Raw genomic sequence first — 16332 nt, 5'->3', positions numbered from 1 at the left:
CGTTGACGAGCACCAGCAGCATCTCGGCACTGATGTCCAGCGGCAGCCGCTCGATCAGCCCTCCGGTGGCCTCCCGCACCCAGGCGTCGACCCCGGTGGCGTCCATCGGACCGAACCCGACGTCCGCCAGCGCCTCCCGGTACTCCCGGTAGACCGGCACCCGGGTCCACACCCGGGTCGCCACCCCCAGCGCGTCGGTGGCCGCCAGCTCGCGCACCCCGGCCGCCACCGCGTCGGCGGCCTGCCGCTCCGCCACCCCGAGCACCGCCCGCAGCTCGTCGGCGGTCTCCCCCCGCGCCCCTGCCGCGACCACCGCCAGGGCCAGCCAGAGCCCGGCCGGCGAGCACACGAAGCTCCCGCCGCCCGGCCCGGCCAGCTCCCGTATCCACCTCTCGCCGAGCCGCTGGACCGCCCCGGCCCTCGTCGTCGATCCCGTCTCCCGCGTCACCGATGCCCCCTGCAAGCAATTCACTTCTCCGCACAGCTGTGCGCAAGACAGAATGAACCAATGACGTGGACCGTGGCCCCCGAACGCTTCGACTCCCCCGACGCCGCCCTGCTGCGCCGGGACTACTACGACGAGGTCGCGAGCCGCTACTGGGGGCGGCCCGCGACCGTCGAGGAGTTGGACGAGGGGCTCACCGACGACGGCGCCGAGCTGCTGGTCCCGCCGACCGGTGAGTTCGTCGTCGGCCGGTTCGGGGGACGGGCGGCGGCCTGCGCCGGGCTGGTCGTGACGGACCCGGAGGTCGCGGAGCTGACCCGGGTGTTCGTACGCCCCGAGGTGCGCGGCACGGGAGGCGGCGGGCTGCTGCTCGCGGCGGTCGAGGGCCGGGCGCGGGCCCTGGGCATCCGGCGGCTGCGCCTCGACACCCGCAACGACCTGGTCGAGGCGCGCGGGCTGTACGCGAAGCACGGCTACCGGGAGGTCCCGGCGTTCCACCACCGCAACCAGTACGCCGAGCACTGGTTCGCCAAGGAGCTCCGCACCACCGTGTGACCGGCCCCGCCCTCAGGGGGCGTGGTGGTCCCGCTTCGGCTCCGGGCTGTGCGGGCGCTCCTTGCTCGATCCGCTCGTCTCGGCCGTCAGCTCCGACACCAGGGCGACCAGGTCGGTCGGCCGGTCCGGACCCCACCAGTCGCCGAGCAGCTCCGCCAGCGACTCCTCCCGGGCGTGCGAGAGCTTCACCACGGCCTCCGCACCGGGCTCGGTGAGCACCAGTTGCACCCCCACCCGGCGGGCCAGCCCGCGTTCCTCCAGCTGCCGTCCCGCCTCGCTGATCACCCGCAGCGGCACCGGGGCGACCTCGGCGAGCCGGGCGGGCTCGACGGTGCCGTGCCGTTTGATGCGCAGCAGCATCCAGCTCGCGGCGGGCAGCAGGTCGAGTCCGGCCTTCTCGGTGATCTTCACGTAGACCTCGCGGCGGCCCTCCCTGGTGGCGAGGACCGAGAGTGCGCGGGCGCATTCGTCGTACGAGGACCGCTCGACCGGGTTCGACGCCAGGGTCTCGCTGGTGTCGGGGGCGGTCACCGAGCCGCGCAGCTTGTCCTCCTTGAGCAGCCAGGCGAAGACGAAGGCGATCAGGACGACGGGGGCCGCGTACAGGAACACATCGGTGATCGACGTCGAGTACGCGCTGAGCACCGGCTGGCGGATCGCGGGCGGCAGCCGGCTGACGGCGCGCGGGTCGGAGGCCAGTCCGTTCGCGCTGACCCCGGGCGGCAGCGTCCGGCCCGCGAGCGCCGCACCGAGCTTGTCGGTGAGCCGGTTGGTGAAGATGGTGCCGAAGATGGCGACACCGAACGAGGCGCCGATGGAACGGAAGAAGGTCGCCCCCGAGGTGGCGACGCCGAGGTCCTGGTAGCTCACCGCGTTCTGCACGATCAGGACGAGGACCTGCATCACCAGACCGAGTCCCGCACCGAAGACGAAGAAGTAGAGGCTCATCTCCAGTGTGCTGCTGTGCTCCGTGAGCCGGTGCAGGAGCAGCAGGCCGATCGCCGTGATGCCGGTGCCGAGGATCGGGAAGATCTTCCAGCGGCCCGTACGGCTGACGATCTGGCCGGACCCGGTCGAGGTGATGAGCAGGCCGAACACCATCGGGAGCATGTGGACGCCGGACATCGTCGGCGTGATGCCGTGCACCACCTGCAGGAAGGTCGGCAGATAGGTCATCGCGCCGAACATCGCGAAGCCGATGACGAAGCTGATCACGGCGACGAGGCTGAAGGTCCTGATCCGGAACAGCTTCAGCGGCAGTACGGGTTCGGCGGCGCGCCGCTCCACGTACACGAAGGCGATCAGCAACAGCACACTGACCACGGCGAGACCGACGATCTGCGTCGAGTCCCAGGCCCAGGTGGTGCCGCCGAGCGAGGCGACCAGGACCAGACAGGTGGCGACCGCGGCGATGAGGAAGGTGCCGAGGTAGTCGATGGTGTGCTTCGTCCGGTGGACCGGGATGTGCAGCACCGCGGCGATCACGGCGAGGGCGACGACACCGATGGGGAGGTTGATGTAGAAGACCCAGCGCCAGCTGAGCTGTTCGGTGAAGAAGCCGCCCAGGAGCGGTCCGAGCACGCTCGTCGCGCCGAACACCGCTCCGAACAGGCCCTGGTACTTGCCTCGTTCGCGCGGCGGGACGATATCGCCGACGATCGCCATCGACAGCACGATCAGTCCGCCGCCGCCGAGCCCCTGGAGGGCGCGGAAGCCGATCAGCTGCGGCATGTTCTGGGCGATGCCGCAGAGCGCGGAGCCGATCAGGAAGATGACGATGGCGATCTGGAAGAGCCGCTTGCGCCCGTACTGGTCGCCCAGCTTGCCCCAGAGCGGGGTCGCGGCGGTCGATGCCAGCAGATAGGCCGTGACCACCCACGACAGGTGCTCCAGGCCGCCGAGGTCACTGACGATGGTCGGCAGTGCGGTGGAGACGATGGTCTGGTCGAGTGCGGCGAGCAGCATGCCGAGAAGCAGGGCGCCGATCGCCACCAGGACCGACCGCGTGGAGCGGTTTTCGCCGGGGGCCGGGGCCGGAGGGCTCAACTGCTGGGCCATGAAACAACTCCTCGGATCCGCTCTACGCACCCATCCTGTCTGTTCTGCGCCGTTATGGCCTGCCGAGGGGCCGCATGATTGGGCTTCCCGGCGGCGGGCTGCATAATCGCAGGCAATTCAAGGGGAGGGGACCCACAATGACCGGACATATATGCCCGGAGTGCGGTACGGACAGCAGACCTGGCGCCGGTCCGGGCTGCGGCTGCGCGCAACGCGCGGCTCAGCACAGTGCCGGACAGCGGCAGGCCGCCGGACAGCAGCACGTCACCGAGGAGCAGCGGGCCGCCGAGCAGCACCGCATCGTCGAGGAGCACCACGCCGGGCGGTCGGCCGAGTTCGCGGCCGCCGAGGACTTCGACCCGCTGCGCATCCGGCCGTACGTGACGCTGGGGGGCGAGGAGACGGCGGCCGGCCGGGACGAACCGAAGGGGTACGTGACGGACGGCCGTGCGGGTGACGCGGCCACCACGATGCCGCTGTTCCTGGACCCGGCGGGGCCGGGTCCGCTGCCGGACGCCGCCGGGCCGGACGGTCCGGACGGCCACCCGGGCGCCCCGGTCCTCACGACGGGACCGGACCCCGTGCAGCCGCGCCGCCGCAGACCCTTCGCCGCGCTGGCCGTGGGGGCGGCCGTCGTCGCGGTGGTGGGCACCGCGGCCTTCGTCGGCGGGCTGTTCGACGGGGACGGCAACGGGGACGCCGACCTCGATCCGGTCCTGCCCTCCACGGTCACCAGCCTCCCCGAGGAGAGCGCCGCACCGTCGGCCTCCACGACGGCATCCGCCTCCGCGTCGCCGTCCCGGTCGGCCACGGCGTCACCGTCCGCCTCCGCGACCGCATCCGCGTCCGCGTCCGCGTCGCCGACGGCGAGCGCCTCGGCGTCCCGTTCCGCGTCCGCCGGCCCGTCGGGCTCCGCCGCCGCGTCCTCCCCGGCGGCCACGGCTGACGCCGGGGGTCCGGAGTCGGTGGCCCCGCCCGCCCCGCCGCAGGAAGGTGCCGCGCTGCGCCGCGGCGACCACGGCCCGGAGGTGGCCGAACTGCAACGCCGGCTCCAGGAGGTCTGGCTGTTCCGCGGCCCCGCCGACGCCGACTTCACCGACCGGGTCGAGCGGGCCGTCAGCAACTTCCAGTCCTCGATGTACATCCAGGGCGATGCGGAGGGGGTCTACGGACCGAACACCCGGCGTGCGCTGGAGGCGGTCACCACGGGGCAGGGGCGCGGCTGATCCACACGGGGCCGGATCCGCGGAGGGATTGGCTTTCCCGGGCAGGTTTTTGTATCGTGATGGAACAAAGTGGCCCCCAAACGCACTCCCTGACCGGCGGGCGGGGGCCGCTTGATCTCTTTCCCGCGTTGCCCGTCCTACGGCGTCGCACCGCACTGCCCGCTCTGCCGCGTCGCACGCCTTCGCGCGTCGCCCGCCTCCCGCGCAGTTCGCCTCCCCGCTCTGGAGCCCGCCCATGCCGGCCACCGTTCTCACCGCCCGCGCCCTCCTGCTCGACATGGACGGGACCCTGGTGAATTCCGACGCCGTCGTGGAGCGCTGCTGGCGGCGCTGGGCGCTGCGGAACGGCCTGGACCCGGAGGCCGCACTCAAGGTGGTCCACGGCCGGCAGGGGTACGCCACCATGGCGGTGCTCCTCCCGGACCGTCCGATGGAGCAGAACCACGCGGACAACCGGGTGATGCTCGCCGAGGAGACCGCCGACACCGCCGGCGTCGTCCCGATCGGCGGCGCCGACGCCTTCATGGACGCGATCGCCGCGCTCCCGCACGCCCTGGTCACCTCGGCCGACCGGGCGCTGGCGCAGGTCCGGATGACCGCGGCCGGACTGCGGATGCCCGAGCTCCGGGTCACCGCCGAGAGCGTGGGCGCCAGCAAGCCGGACCCGGAGGGCTTCCTCAAGGGCGCCGCCGGGCTGGGCTTCGAACCGGCGGACTGCATCGTCTTCGAGGACTCCGAAGCGGGCATCGCGGCAGGCCGGGCGGCGGGCATGCGCGTCGTGGGCGTGGGCCCGCGCGCGGCGGCGCTCTCCCCGGACGCGCACGTCGAGGACCTGACGCAGATCCGGGTGGAGGCGGCGGCCGACGGCTCGGTCCTGCTCCACATCAGCGCCCGATAGCCGAGGCCCCTCCTCCGTCGCGGTGAAGCCGTCCCCGCGCCACCAGTTCCAGCACGGTCGCGACGGCCGCCGCCTGTACGGCCATCAGCGCCACCAGCACGAACAGCTGTACGGCGCCCGCCTGCACCGGTGAGGCGCCGCCCAGCAGCATGCCGACGAAGGCCCCGGGCAGCGTGACGAGCCCCACCGTCCGGGTCTGGTCGAGCCCCGGCAGCAGAGCGTCCGACGCCGCGGGCCGGGCGATCTCCAGCCGCGCGTCACGGTCCGGGAAGCCGAGCGCCATCGCCGCCTCCACCTCCCCGTGCCGGGTCGCCAGCTCGTCGAGCGCCCGCCGCCCGCCGAGCACGGTCGCGGTCAGGGCGCCCCCGATGAGGATGCCGGTCACCGGGATCAGCGCGATGCCCCGGACCGGCACCAGCCCGGTGAGCAGCAGCACCGCGACCACCGGCACGACCCCCGCCCCGATCGGCAGGGCCACCCACCGCCAGGTGCGGTTATCGGTGACGCGATGACCCGCGGTCCACATCGCCACGCCGAACATCAACGCGATGAACGCGAACGTCGGCGCGAAGGCGTGGACCACCCAGCCGATGAGCGAGGAGACCGCGGCGAGTTGCGCCGCCGCCCGCAGCCCGGCCAGGACGATCTGCCGCGACCGGCCGAGCGAGGCGAAAGCGGAGACACCGGCGGCCGCCGCGAGCAGCAGGGCGAGGACGACCCCGAGTGTGATGTTGACCGGTAGCAGCACGCGGCCACCCTAAGACCCCGCGGCCGGTCCCCTGCCGCGAACCGGAATCCCCGGCGCCGGCGCGACCGGGTTTCCGGCCCGTCCCCCCAGCGCGGAACTGCCGTCTCATCAGTTCCGTACGCCCGCGCACACACTTCCGTACGCCCCCGCACCCCGAACCTCTTCGTCAGACCCCTTGATGTGACGTGCCCATGTCGCCACTCTGTTACCTGGCGCCCACCCCACGGAAACCTTGCGCCGCCACGATGGCCGGGCCGTTTCGGACGACCCGCCCAAGGCCCCCCACATCAAGGGAGTTCGCATGTCAGGTATCTACGCGCGTCGCATAGCCGTCCTCGCCGCCTCCGCCGCCCTCGCCGCAACCACCGGGCTGCTCACCGCTCCCAGCGCCCAGGCAGCCATGCCCACCCCGGTGACCGCGTCCACCGCCCGCACCTATCTGAGCCAGCTGACCGTGCAGGCGGAGGGCTCCTCGACCGGTTACAGCAGGGACAAGTTCCCGCACTGGATCACCCAGTCGGGCGCCTGCAACACCCGCGAGGTGGTCCTGAAGCGGGACGGCACGAACGTCTCGCAGGACTCCAGCTGCGCCGCCGTGAGAGGCAGTTGGTACTCGGAGTACGACGGAGCCACCTGGACCGCCGCAGCCGATCTGGACATCGACCACATGGTCCCGCTGGCCGAGGCCTGGCGGTCCGGCGCGGCCGGCTGGACCACCGCCCAACGACAGGCGTACGCCAACGACCTGACGCGCCCCCAGCTCATCGCGGTAACCGACAACGTCAACCAGTCCAAGGGCGACAAGGACCCGGCGAAGTGGCTCCCCTCGCGCACCGCCTACCAGTGCACGTACGTACGCGCCTGGGTGGACGTGAAGCACTACTACGGCCTGACCGTCGACCCGGCCGAGAAGACCGCGCTGCAGTCCGTGCTCAACGGCTGCTGAACGACCGCTGAAGGGCGGCCGGTCCACCTGACCGCCGGCCCCCGGAACCGCCCCGCGCTCCCCCGTCGTTCCGTACGGTACGAACCCGCCGTACGAACCACCCGTACGGAACCGTCCGTACGGAACGACGTGAGGAGCACCACATGGCCGGGCTGCGCCTGGGACCACTACTGCGGTACGTCGACTGGGAGACCGCCTCCACCGCGACCGTCTGGGTCGAGGCGGACCGGCCGTGCACGGCCGTGGTCCGGTGCGCGGACGGGGCCTCGGGCTCGTCGCGGACCTTCGCGGTCGCCGGCCACCACTACGCCCTGGTGGTGGTGACCGGCCTGACTCCCGGCTCCACCACGGCGTACGAGGTACTGCTCGACGACCGCCGGGTGTGGCCGCCCGAGGACCACGGATTCCCGGCGAGCACGATCACCACCCCGCCGATATCCACCGGCGGCGACGAAGGCGGCGAGGGCCGCGAGGAGGACGGGAGCGGCGGGGCAGGCGGGCCGGGGACGGTCCGGATCTCCTTCGGCTCCTGCCGCTGGGCGGCTCCCCCCGCCGGCGGTCACGCGTCCGTCCGGTCCGACCCCGTCGGACCGGACGCCCTGGACACCCTCGCCGCCCGGCTCGCCGCCGACCCCGACGCCGTGCGCCCCGACGTCCTGCTGCTCCTGGGCGACCAGGTGTACGCGGACGAGACCTCGCAGGCGACACGGCGCAGGCTCGCGGCGCGGCGCGATCTGGACGAGCCGCCGGGGGCGGAGGTCGCGGACTACGACGAGTACACCTGCCTGTACGACGAGTCGTGGCGCGACCCCGAGGTGCGCTGGCTGCTCTCGACGGTCCCCAGCTGCATGATCTTCGACGATCACGATGTCATCGACGACTGGAACACCAGCGCCGCCTGGCTCACCGAGATCCGTTCCACGCCCTGGTGGCACGAGCGGATCGTCAGCGGACTGATGTCGTACTGGGTCTATCAGCACCTGGGCAACCTCTCCCCCGCCGAACTGGCGGCGGATCCGCTCTACGCGGCGGTGCACGCCACCCCGGACGGCACCGAAGAGGTGCGCCGGTTCGCGGCCGGGGCCGACGCGGACCCCACCGGAACCCGCTGGAGCTACCGACGCGTTTTCGGCCGAGTACGGCTGCTCATGGTGGACAGCCGCGCGGCCCGGGTGCTCGACGAGCGGCAGCGGGCGATGCTCCACCCCCGGGAGGAGCGCTGGCTGCGCGAGGAGGCGCTGTCCGGGCCCGGTTCTTTCGACCACCTCCTGATCGGCACCTCGCTTCCATGGCTGCTGCCGCCACTGGTACACGACGCGGAGGAGTGGAGCTCCGCGCTCTGCCGGGGCGAGCGGGGCGGTCCGGACGGCCGCTGGGCGCGCGTCGGTGAGCACCTGCGGCAACGCTCCGACCTGGAGCATTGGGCCGCGTTCCCCGATTCGTTCGGGCAACTGACGGAGCTGATCCGGGAGGTGGGCAGCGGCCCGGACGCACCGGCGACGGTATGCGTGCTGTCGGGCGATGTGCACCATGCGTACATCGCGGAACCCGCCTGGCCCGCCGAGGCCCCCGGCGGTGCGCCGGAGGCCCGCGTCCTGCAACTGACCTGTTCTCCCGTGCACAACTCGATCCCCGGTCCGCTCAGGGCCGCCTTCCGTTTCGGCTGGAGCCGGGCGGGGCGGCGGCTCGGACGACTGCTGGCGCGGCACGGGCGCACTGGTACACCTCCGGTCCGGTGGCACAAGACGGACGGGCCATGGTTCGGCAACCAGCTGATGACACTCACGCTGCATGGCCGGAAAGCTGCGCTGTCATTGGTTCAGGCCAAGTCAAGGAGGACAGGGGCCCAGCTCCAGACGGTATTCGAGCGCCCGCTGACCGACGACGGGCCGTCGACTTTCAGCCAGTCAACTAAACGTTGAACTTGCAAGTATTGGTGAGGTTTGCCTAATCTGTAGCGCTCAGTCGGTTCACGTCCCCACTAGACCGAAGGAGCCTCCCCCCATGTACACACGCCTGAACCGGGCCCAGCCCTACGCCCTCGCGCTCTTCCGAATCGTCGTAGGCCTGCTCTTCGCCTGCCACGGTGCCGCCTCGATCTTCGGCGTCCTGGGCGGCGCCATGGGCGGTGGATCGATACCCGCCGGCACCTGGCCGGGCTGGTACGCGGCGGTCATCCAGCTCGTCGGCGGCAGCCTGGTGGCGCTGGGCCTCGGCACCCGCATCGCCGCTCTGATCTCCTCCGGCTCCATGGCGTACGCGTACTTCAAGGTCCACCAGCCCGGGGCGCTCTTCCCGCTGCAGAACGGCGGCGAGCCCTCGGCCGTCTACAGCTGGGTGTTCCTGCTGCTCGTCTTCACCGGTCCCGGCGCCCTGGCCCTGGACCGGCTGTTCACGTCCCGCTCCGCCGCACAGCGCGCCGAGGAGCGCGCGCCCGAACCCGCCTCCCCGGTCGCCGTCTGACCCGCCCGACCCGTACGAGGACGCGGGCCCGCACCGACCGGGCCCGCCGCGCCGCCTCGGGCACTCCGCCTCGGGTACGCCGGGAATGCCGCTTCCCGGCGTACGCGAGGCGCGGGTGCGGCGTATGCCGGTCGCGCATCAAGGCACACTCGACCGACACACAAGCCTCATGTGACACACACGTGGGGTGCCCAACATCACGCATATATATGGATCTACAGGTGAACGGCAGGCGTACGCTGTACAGCTGGACCTGCCGCTCCTGCCGCTCCCCTGCGACGTCGCGGCGTTGTCACGAATCGGGGAGTAGAAGGTGCTTGAGAGTGTGGGTGCGCTGACCGGCAGCCCATGGATCTACGTTGTGGTCGCCCTCTCGGTGCTTCTGGACGTCTTCCTCCCCGTACTGCCCAGCGGTGTCCTCGTGATCACGGCCGCCACGGCGGCGGCCGCGGGCACCAGCACGGTGGCCGCCGACGCCGCGGGCGCCGCCCGCCACGTCACCGAGGTCCCCTCGCTCCTGGCCCTGATCCTCTGCGCGGCCAGCGCCTCGGTGCTCGGCGACCTCGTCGCGTACCGGCTGGCCTGGCGCGGTGGCGCACGCCTGGACCGCGCCATCGCCCGCTCCCGCCGCCTCACGTCAGCGCAGGAACGTCTCGGCGCCGCGCTGAGCCGCGGCGGCGGCGCCCTCGTCGTGATCGCCCGCTTCGCCCCGGCCGGACGCTCGGTCGTCTCCCTGGGCGCGGGGGCCTCGCACCGCAAGGTGAAGGAATTCCTGCCGTGGTCCGCGGTGGCGGGCGTGGCCTGGGCCGGCTACAGCGTGGGGCTCGGCTACTTCGGCGCCCAGTGGCTCGGCGCGAGCTGGCTGGGCACGGCGATCTCGGTCCTCGCGCTGTTCGTCGCGGGCGCGTTCGCCGCACTGCTGATGCGGCGCCCCGCCGCGGCGGCCGCTGCGGCCGCTGCCACCGCTGCCCCGGCCCCGGTCCCTACGGCGTCCTGACGCCTCCCCGTACTTCCAGCCCGTCCAGCAGCCTGGCGGTCGACGCGGTGATCTCGTCGACGGCACGGTCGAAGACTTCCCTGTTGTGCGCGGCCGGGGCACGGAAGCCGGACACCTTGCGGACGAACTGCAGGGCGGCGGCGCGGATGTCCTCCTCGGTGGCCTCTTCGGGGAGGACGGGTGGGCGAAGGGTCTTGATACTGCGGCACATGTCTCAAGTGTGGACCGCGCCACTGACAACGTCCCGGGCAACGTCCCGTCCCCGCAGCCCGGGGGCGGGGCAGCACCATGGGACCTGCCGGCCGGGTCAGCGGGAGCAGATCACGCTGACGAGAGTGAACGACGCGTAGAACGGCCCCGCGGAGAGGCCGCTGAACCAGCGGTGGCCGCGGTCTCGGCCGACGCGTCCCCGGTCGATGGCTTTCTGCATGTTGCGGCCGAGCCCCAGGGTGTGGTCCGCCTCCTGGAAGTCGCGGAAGACGGGTGCCGCCGCGAGCACGGTTTCGACGCGGAAGCCCGCTTGTCCGGCGAGGCGTGCCAGGCTCCGCCCGATCGTCGCGTTGCGGACCGCTTCCTCGGTGGTGTAGCGGGTGAAGGCGCGGCTTGTCTCAAGATCCTCGGCATCGACGGCCAAGGTGTCCCAATCGGGCTCGGCAAGGCCGATCCGGGCACCCGGCCGGGTCACGCGATGGAGCTGCGCAAGAACGTCGGCGGGTTCGGCGACATGCATGAGGACGCGGTCGATCTTGGCCCGGTCCACCGTTCCCGACTCGATGGGGAGGTCATGCGCGTCGCCTTCACGGATCTCCACCCGGTGCAGGCCGTCCGTCCGTTCACGGGCCCGGGTGAGCATGGCCCGGTCACGGTCGACACCGATCACGGTGCCGCGGTCGCCGACGCGATCCGCCAGCGCCGGGAGATCGGTGCCCGGGCCGCACCCCAGGTCCAGGACGGTCTGGCCCGCCTGGACGTCCAGCAGGTCGAGCAGCTGCTGCTTGTACGCACGGCCGGCATTACCGGCAGCGCCGCGCAGCATGTACGAAGCCTGGTCAGGTCGGGGCACACCAAGAGTCGGCATGCGGTCCAGTCAAACACTCCGGCTCCGCACACCGACGCCGCTCTCGCGAACATTCAAGAACTGCCCTCAGATGACCGCCTTCGAGCGTTCCGTGCACAGGGCCCAGATCACGAAGGTGTCGATGGCGAGGGAGACCACGGCCCAGACCGGCTGGTAGGGCAGCCACATGAAGTTGGCGATCATGTTGAGCGCCGCCAGCGCCACACCGACCCCGCGGGCCCAGCCGAAGCCCCTGAGGATTCCCCAGCCGACCACGACGAGGACGATGCCGAGAGCCAGGTGGATCCAGCCCCAGGCCGTCACGTCGAACTTGAAGGCGTAGTCGTTGATCCGCGCGTAGACATCGTTGGACGCGATTCCGGCGATGCCCTTGATCGCTCCCAGAACACCGTCGACCATGAGCAGGACGCCGGCGAACATGATCCCGCCTGCCGCCCAGGGGTTGACGCCCCGCGGATCGGCCGTGTGCGAGTGGGGCGTACCCGGCGTGGACGCTGACTGTGCCATGAGAACTCCTTGACCGGTGGAACTGCACGTCAGACCGACCCTGGCGGGCACGTTCGGGGGCGTCCACCTGGGCGCAGCCGAACGAGTGGGGGCGGCGCCCGGCCCGGCCGGGGAAATCCGCTTGGCACGGACGTCCGCCGGAGGGAATCCTTGCGTCGGAGGTGGTGACGATGACCGACGTCGTACTGAAGCTCTCGGCCCGCGATCTGGTTCCCGGCGATCTGGAGTCCTGCGGGTGGTCGGGCTCACGGCTCCACCTGGAGAACATCGCAGGACAGCTGGCACGGGCCCGGCGCGGCGAGGTGGACTACCTGGCGGTGTGTCCGCCGTCGGGCGTCCCGGTCGCGATCGGCGGGGTCGACTACGGCGCCCGGGAGGGCGTGGGCACGCTGTGGCAACTGGCGGTCCATCCCGCGCTCCAGTCCTGCGGGATCGGCACGTTCCTGATCGGCGCCGCCGAACGCCGGATCGCCTCCCGGGGCCTGCGGCGGGCCGAACTCGGCGTGGAGGAGGACAAGCCGCGTGCCCGTGCGCTGTACGAGCGCCTGGGGTACGTGGCGTACGGCCGACAGCCCGACTCCTGGGACGAGCTGGCCCCGGACGGCTCGGTGCGCCGGTACGAGACGATGTGCACGCTGATGGCCCGGGACCTCGACGGGGCCCCGGCGGCCGGATAGCGGGCCGGGCCCGAGCGGTACCGCCGGGCGACGGCAGGGGCCGGGCCGGGTCCGGGCCCGGCTTCCCTGACGGACGGGCGACGTCAGGACCTACGCTCGCAGGCATGATCGAGACGGAGCGACTCACCCTGCGCCCCCTTGCGACCTCGGATGCCGATGCCTTCGTCGAGCTCCACGCCGATCCGGAGGTCAATCGATTCGTCGGGGCATACTCCCGTCAGCAGGCACTGGAACGGCTCGCCGGGATCGAACGGCAGTGGGCCGAGCGGGGTCATGGCCTGTGCGCGGTGGAGCTCCGGTCGAGCGGCGAGTTCATCGGCCGAAGCGGCCTGCAGTACTGGCCGCGGTTCGACGAGGTCGAGCTGGGCTGGACCCTCCGGGCGGAGCACTGGGGGCGCGGATACGCGACCGAGGCGGCCCGGGCCTGCCTGGACTGGGGCTTCGCCACGCTCGAAGCCGACTACTTCACCGCTCTCATCCGGCCGGGCAACCTGCCGTCGGTAAGGGTGGCTGAGCGCCTCGGCTTCGCGCCGCGCCGGCAGGACGAGCTGAACGGCAGTCCCGTCACGGTCCACGCGCTGGATCGCCCCACCGGCCACCGCTGACATCCAGCACCGCTCAGCAGTACTCAGCCTTCGGAAACGGCGCGTTCGTAGGCCAGGGTGAGGTCGGCGAGGACACCGTCGGCACGCTGCGGGCGGCCTTCGAGGTGCATGGCGCGGAGCTCGTCCATGAACCTCTCCCCCATTTCGGGGCCGCCGCGAGCGAGGAGCTGGGCGCGGATCGACAGCTCGGGTGTGGTCGGGAGCCATCGGGAGCCCCAGTCGCCCAGCTGCGTCATGAGCGGAACGAGCTGGATCGACGCCTCGGTGAGCCGGTACTCGATCTTCTGCCGGTGGCTCGGATCATCGTGCCGGGTGAGCAGACCGGTGCCCACGAGCTTCGACAGCCGGGCGGCGAGGATGTTCGACGCGATGCCCTCGACCGAATGCGCGAGGAGCTCACGGAAGTGCCGGTAGCCGCCGAACATGACGTCTCGCAGCACGACCAGACTCCACCGGTCGCCCAGCAGCTCGACGGTCAAGTTGATGGGGCAGCCCGATTTCCCCTCCGGCACGGGCAGGCGGCCCGTCTCTGTTGGTTGTGGCATGCCCTCAGCGTAGTACCGTACAACCGGTTGCTTGTTGCAACCGGTTGTTGCTTGTCGTCACTCAGAGGAGGATGCATGTCACAGCTGTTGAGGGTGCAGTGCTTCAACGTGTCGCGGGACGGTTTCGGCGCCGGTGAGGGCCAGAGCCTGGAACGGCCCTTCGGCCACGGAGATGCCACCGCCCTGTTCTCCTGGGCGGGCGCCACCGCCAGCTGGGTGAACCGCACCGACCCCGGCGGCACGCGAGGCCTGGACGACCACATGACCCGCGCCCACACCCACAACGTGGGCGCGGAGATCATGGGACGCAATAAGTTCGGCCCCCAGCGCGGCCCGTGGGAGAACCACGAGTGGCAGGGCTGGTGGGGAGACAACCCGCCGTTCCGCACGCCGGTCTTCGTACTCACCCATCACGAGCGCCCCTCCTTCACCCTGGCGGACACCACGTTCCATTTCCTCGACGCGAAACCGGCCGAGGCGCTGGCACGCGCGAAGGAGGCCGCCGACGGCCGGGACGTGCGCCTCGGCGGCGGGGTCGCCACCGTCCGCGAGTTCCTTGAGGCCGACCTGATCGACACGATGCACATCGCCGTCGCACCCGTCGACCTGGGCCAGGGCGAACGGCTGTGGGAGAGCCACACCGAGCTGCTCGACCGCTTCCACCTCGACTCGGTGCCGAGCCCCAGCGGAGTCACCCATCTCCTGTTCTGGAGGCGATGACCACTGGTGACCGGTGGTGGCCGGTGGCGACCACCGGCCACCACCGGCCCGCCGGAACAGGCCTGCGGCCGATGACCGGTTCGTCGCCTTCGATCACCAAGAGGCCCTTGCCCGGGGGAGGTTACGACACACTCATCATGACAGGTCAGAGGCTGTTTCCGTAGGACGAACGGCACAGGTCACCAGGCTTGTCCGGCCTTCTCCGGCACACCCGGAATCTCCGTCATGAGCCACTCGGGAAAAATCGATCAGGACGACATCCTGCGGGCGCGGAACGCACTGCTCGCATCAGGACGCCGCACTCCACGCGAGGAAGTCGACGCCTACCGGGTGCTCGCCCAGGTCAGCCCCGCCCCCTACCTGCCCCGCCTGGCCAAGGCACTGCAACACCTGAGCCACGACGCCGGCTCCGGCCAACCGCACGCGGCCGCTCTCGCGCTGTGCGAGGAGGCGGTGGCCGCGGCGCGGGCCATCGATCCGGCCGAACCCGCCCGTGCGGATCTTCTGTACGAGACCCTCGACACGTGCGAGCGAGAGCTGTACACGCTGGGCCGACGCGCCGAAGGGCTCGCCATGCGCGCCGAGATGCTCTCCATCGGCCGTGCGCGGGCCGAACTGACCGCAGACCCCGCGGTCCGGGGACTGCGTGACTGGGCTGCCGGCCTCTCCGAGGAAGGCCGGTATGCCGAGGCTGCCGATGCCCTGACCGAGTGGGTCACGGCGATCCTGCCCGACGGGCCCGACACTGGGAGCCTCGCCTGGTCACTCCTGGAGTGGATCGCCGCTCTCGATGACGCGGGCCGGTCCGACGAGGCACTCGCCGCGTTCGGGACACTCGTCAGCATGGAAGCGGTCGAGGCCGCGAACGACCGCAGCCCGATGGCCTGCCACCTCTACTCGCTGACCGGGTACGCGCAGATGCTCGACACCTGCGGCCGAGGCGAACAGGCAGCCGCCGTATGGCAAGAGGCGCTCGCCTTGCTGACGGAGCTGGCCGCCACCGGTGAGCGCAACCCCTGGAGCGGCTATCAGGCGTCCTACTGGGCGGTTCTGCTGTCCCGCTCGGGAGCCGTCAGCGAACGGCCGACGGCCGGCCGGCCGCGTCCGCCTTCGGGAGCAAAGCCTGAGCAGTGGTCCCCCGATACCAGACGGCGCCACTTCGACAGCCGCGTCACCCTGCGCGAAGAGGTGGACGCCCTTGCCTCGCGAGCCGCCGAGGATCCGGCGCGGCGCCTGGCCGAACTGGTCCGGCCGCACCGGGTAATCACCGTCCGCTCCGCTGTCCACTGGGAGCACCGCACCCATCTGTTCGCGGAGCGAGTGCGCTCCCTGTTCGATGACGGGGTGGGCCTGGCCCGCCGGCTGGTCCGGCACCATCCGAGATGCGGAGCCCCGGTACTGGCCCGGATCCTGACGGACCGGTCGACCTTCCACTCCGCCGACGGTGAGTTCGGGCCCGCCCTTGATGACTTCCGCGAAGCGCTGAGCCACCTGAGGGAGGCCCGCTGACGCGAACCAGCGCGTGCGCAAGGACAGTCGCGCCGGGCCGAGCCGGATCATCGGTTCTGATCCGCGAGGCCCCATAGCCGGAGATACTCATCCGGGGATACCAATCCGGAGTGAGAGATGAGGAGTTGAGATGCCCGGTCGCCCGAGCGCGCGCTGACCTCGCAGGTCGTGATCGACCCGTCATCGCGTGCCGCCTCTGACTCCGTCCGACTCTGTGGCACAGCGAGCCCTTCTCGCCGATTCGGCGGCGCACTTCTTCGTGCACCGCCCGGCGAGCGTTGCCCTCCACAGTTCAAGGGGTCCCCGTGCCGACCGTGTCTCCGGACATCACCTCCGATACACCCCGCCCCTCTCC

General features: G+C 71.4%; 18 protein-coding genes. 11 read left to right on the top strand and 7 right to left on the bottom strand.

Annotated features, from left to right (window positions below):
* Nucleotides 1–448 (bottom strand): serpin family protein (locus J1C73_RS06725; protein WP_307797618.1); only part of this gene is annotated, 448 nt, incomplete at its 3' end.
* 60 nt (nucleotides 449–508) lie between these two features.
* On the opposite strand from J1C73_RS06725, the gene J1C73_RS06720 reads away from it, so the two are divergent.
* Complete coding sequence (locus J1C73_RS06720; RefSeq protein ID WP_207315522.1) at nucleotides 509–1000, top strand: GNAT family N-acetyltransferase; 492 nt, start codon at nucleotides 509–511, stop codon at nucleotides 998–1000.
* Nucleotides 1001–1012: 12 nt separating this feature from the next.
* Here J1C73_RS06720 and J1C73_RS06715 read toward each other — a convergent pair whose 3' ends face one another.
* Entirely contained in the window at nucleotides 1013–3058 is a 2046-nt protein-coding gene (locus J1C73_RS06715) for an MDR family MFS transporter (RefSeq protein WP_207315521.1), read from the bottom strand.
* A gap of 137 nt (nucleotides 3059–3195) precedes the next feature.
* Between J1C73_RS06715 and J1C73_RS06710 the strand changes: the two genes are divergently transcribed.
* Both J1C73_RS06710 and J1C73_RS06705 read left to right on the top strand, forming a co-directional pair.
* On the top strand, nucleotides 3196–4284 hold the full coding sequence (locus tag J1C73_RS06710) for a peptidoglycan-binding domain-containing protein (RefSeq protein ID WP_207315520.1): 1089 nt from the start codon (nucleotides 3196–3198) through the stop codon (nucleotides 4282–4284).
* 235 nt (nucleotides 4285–4519) lie between these two features.
* Complete coding sequence (locus J1C73_RS06705) at nucleotides 4520–5182, top strand: HAD-IA family hydrolase (protein ID WP_207315519.1); 663 nt, start codon at nucleotides 4520–4522, stop codon at nucleotides 5180–5182.
* Here J1C73_RS06705 and J1C73_RS06700 read toward each other — a convergent pair.
* A complete protein-coding gene (locus J1C73_RS06700; protein ID WP_207315518.1) occupies nucleotides 5169–5930 on the bottom strand; it encodes an ABC transporter permease in 762 nt (253 codons plus the stop codon). The two genes, J1C73_RS06705 and J1C73_RS06700, sit on opposite strands and share 14 nt — an antisense overlap.
* Nucleotides 5931–6231: 301 nt before the next feature.
* Here J1C73_RS06700 and J1C73_RS06695 point away from each other — a divergent pair, with 301 nt between their 5' ends.
* From J1C73_RS06695 to J1C73_RS06680, 4 genes are all read left to right on the top strand, one after another.
* Nucleotides 6232–6876, top strand: coding sequence for an HNH endonuclease family protein (locus J1C73_RS06695; RefSeq protein WP_207315517.1), 645 nt, complete (start codon nucleotides 6232–6234; stop codon nucleotides 6874–6876).
* A gap of 143 nt (nucleotides 6877–7019) precedes the next feature.
* Nucleotides 7020–8798: an alkaline phosphatase D family protein gene (locus J1C73_RS06690; protein ID WP_207315516.1), complete on the top strand. Its 1779-nt coding sequence runs from the start codon at nucleotides 7020–7022 to the stop codon at nucleotides 8796–8798.
* A gap of 82 nt (nucleotides 8799–8880) precedes the next feature.
* A complete protein-coding gene (locus J1C73_RS06685; protein ID WP_207315515.1) occupies nucleotides 8881–9339 on the top strand; it encodes a DoxX family protein in 459 nt (152 codons plus the stop codon).
* 313 nt (nucleotides 9340–9652) lie between these two features.
* Entirely contained in the window at nucleotides 9653–10336 is a 684-nt protein-coding gene (locus J1C73_RS06680) for a DedA family protein (RefSeq protein WP_123470581.1), read from the top strand.
* Here the strand turns inward: J1C73_RS06680 and J1C73_RS06675 are convergent.
* From J1C73_RS06675 to J1C73_RS06665, 3 genes are all read right to left on the bottom strand, one after another.
* Entirely contained in the window at nucleotides 10323–10547 is a 225-nt protein-coding gene (locus J1C73_RS06675; protein WP_207315514.1) for a DUF2277 domain-containing protein, read from the bottom strand. The two genes, J1C73_RS06680 and J1C73_RS06675, sit on opposite strands and share 14 nt — an antisense overlap.
* A 96-nt stretch (nucleotides 10548–10643) precedes the next feature.
* Nucleotides 10644–11372 (bottom strand): methyltransferase domain-containing protein, encoded by a 729-nt coding sequence (locus J1C73_RS06670; RefSeq protein ID WP_207315513.1) that lies wholly within the window; start codon nucleotides 11370–11372, stop codon nucleotides 10644–10646.
* A gap of 108 nt (nucleotides 11373–11480) precedes the next feature.
* On the bottom strand, nucleotides 11481–11921 hold the full coding sequence (locus tag J1C73_RS06665; RefSeq protein WP_207315512.1) for a DUF7144 family membrane protein: 441 nt from the start codon (nucleotides 11919–11921) through the stop codon (nucleotides 11481–11483).
* A 170-nt stretch (nucleotides 11922–12091) separates the two neighbouring features.
* Here J1C73_RS06665 and J1C73_RS06660 point away from each other — a divergent pair, with 170 nt between their 5' ends.
* Together J1C73_RS06660 and J1C73_RS06655 are read left to right on the top strand one after the other, a co-directional pair.
* On the top strand, nucleotides 12092–12598 hold the full coding sequence (locus tag J1C73_RS06660) for a GNAT family N-acetyltransferase (RefSeq protein WP_207315511.1): 507 nt from the start codon (nucleotides 12092–12094) through the stop codon (nucleotides 12596–12598).
* 104 nt (nucleotides 12599–12702) lie between these two features.
* Nucleotides 12703–13203 carry a GNAT family N-acetyltransferase gene (locus tag J1C73_RS06655; RefSeq protein ID WP_207315510.1) on the top strand — a complete coding sequence of 167 codons (501 nt, stop codon included), beginning with the start codon at nucleotides 12703–12705 and terminating at the stop codon, nucleotides 13201–13203.
* Between the two features lie 23 nt (nucleotides 13204–13226).
* Here J1C73_RS06655 and J1C73_RS06650 read toward each other — a convergent pair whose 3' ends face one another.
* On the bottom strand, nucleotides 13227–13748 hold the full coding sequence (locus J1C73_RS06650; RefSeq protein ID WP_207315509.1) for a winged helix-turn-helix transcriptional regulator: 522 nt from the start codon (nucleotides 13746–13748) through the stop codon (nucleotides 13227–13229).
* Nucleotides 13749–13823: 75 nt separating this feature from the next.
* On the opposite strand from J1C73_RS06650, the gene J1C73_RS06645 reads away from it, so the two are divergent.
* Together J1C73_RS06645 and J1C73_RS06640 are read left to right on the top strand one after the other, a co-directional pair.
* Nucleotides 13824–14468 (top strand): dihydrofolate reductase family protein, encoded by a 645-nt coding sequence (locus tag J1C73_RS06645; protein ID WP_207315508.1) that lies wholly within the window; start codon nucleotides 13824–13826, stop codon nucleotides 14466–14468.
* 225 nt (nucleotides 14469–14693) lie between these two features.
* Nucleotides 14694–15977 (top strand): tetratricopeptide repeat protein, encoded by a 1284-nt coding sequence (locus J1C73_RS06640; RefSeq protein ID WP_207315507.1) that lies wholly within the window; start codon nucleotides 14694–14696, stop codon nucleotides 15975–15977.
* Nucleotides 15978–16332: the final 355 nt, after the last annotated feature.

The organism is Streptomyces laculatispora (genome assembly GCF_017353455.1).
Taxonomy (GTDB): domain Bacteria; phylum Actinomycetota; class Actinomycetes; order Streptomycetales; family Streptomycetaceae; genus Streptomyces; species Streptomyces laculatispora.
The sequence above is the reverse complement of the archived record's forward strand: the minus strand, read 5'-3'. Positions and strand labels throughout refer to the sequence as shown.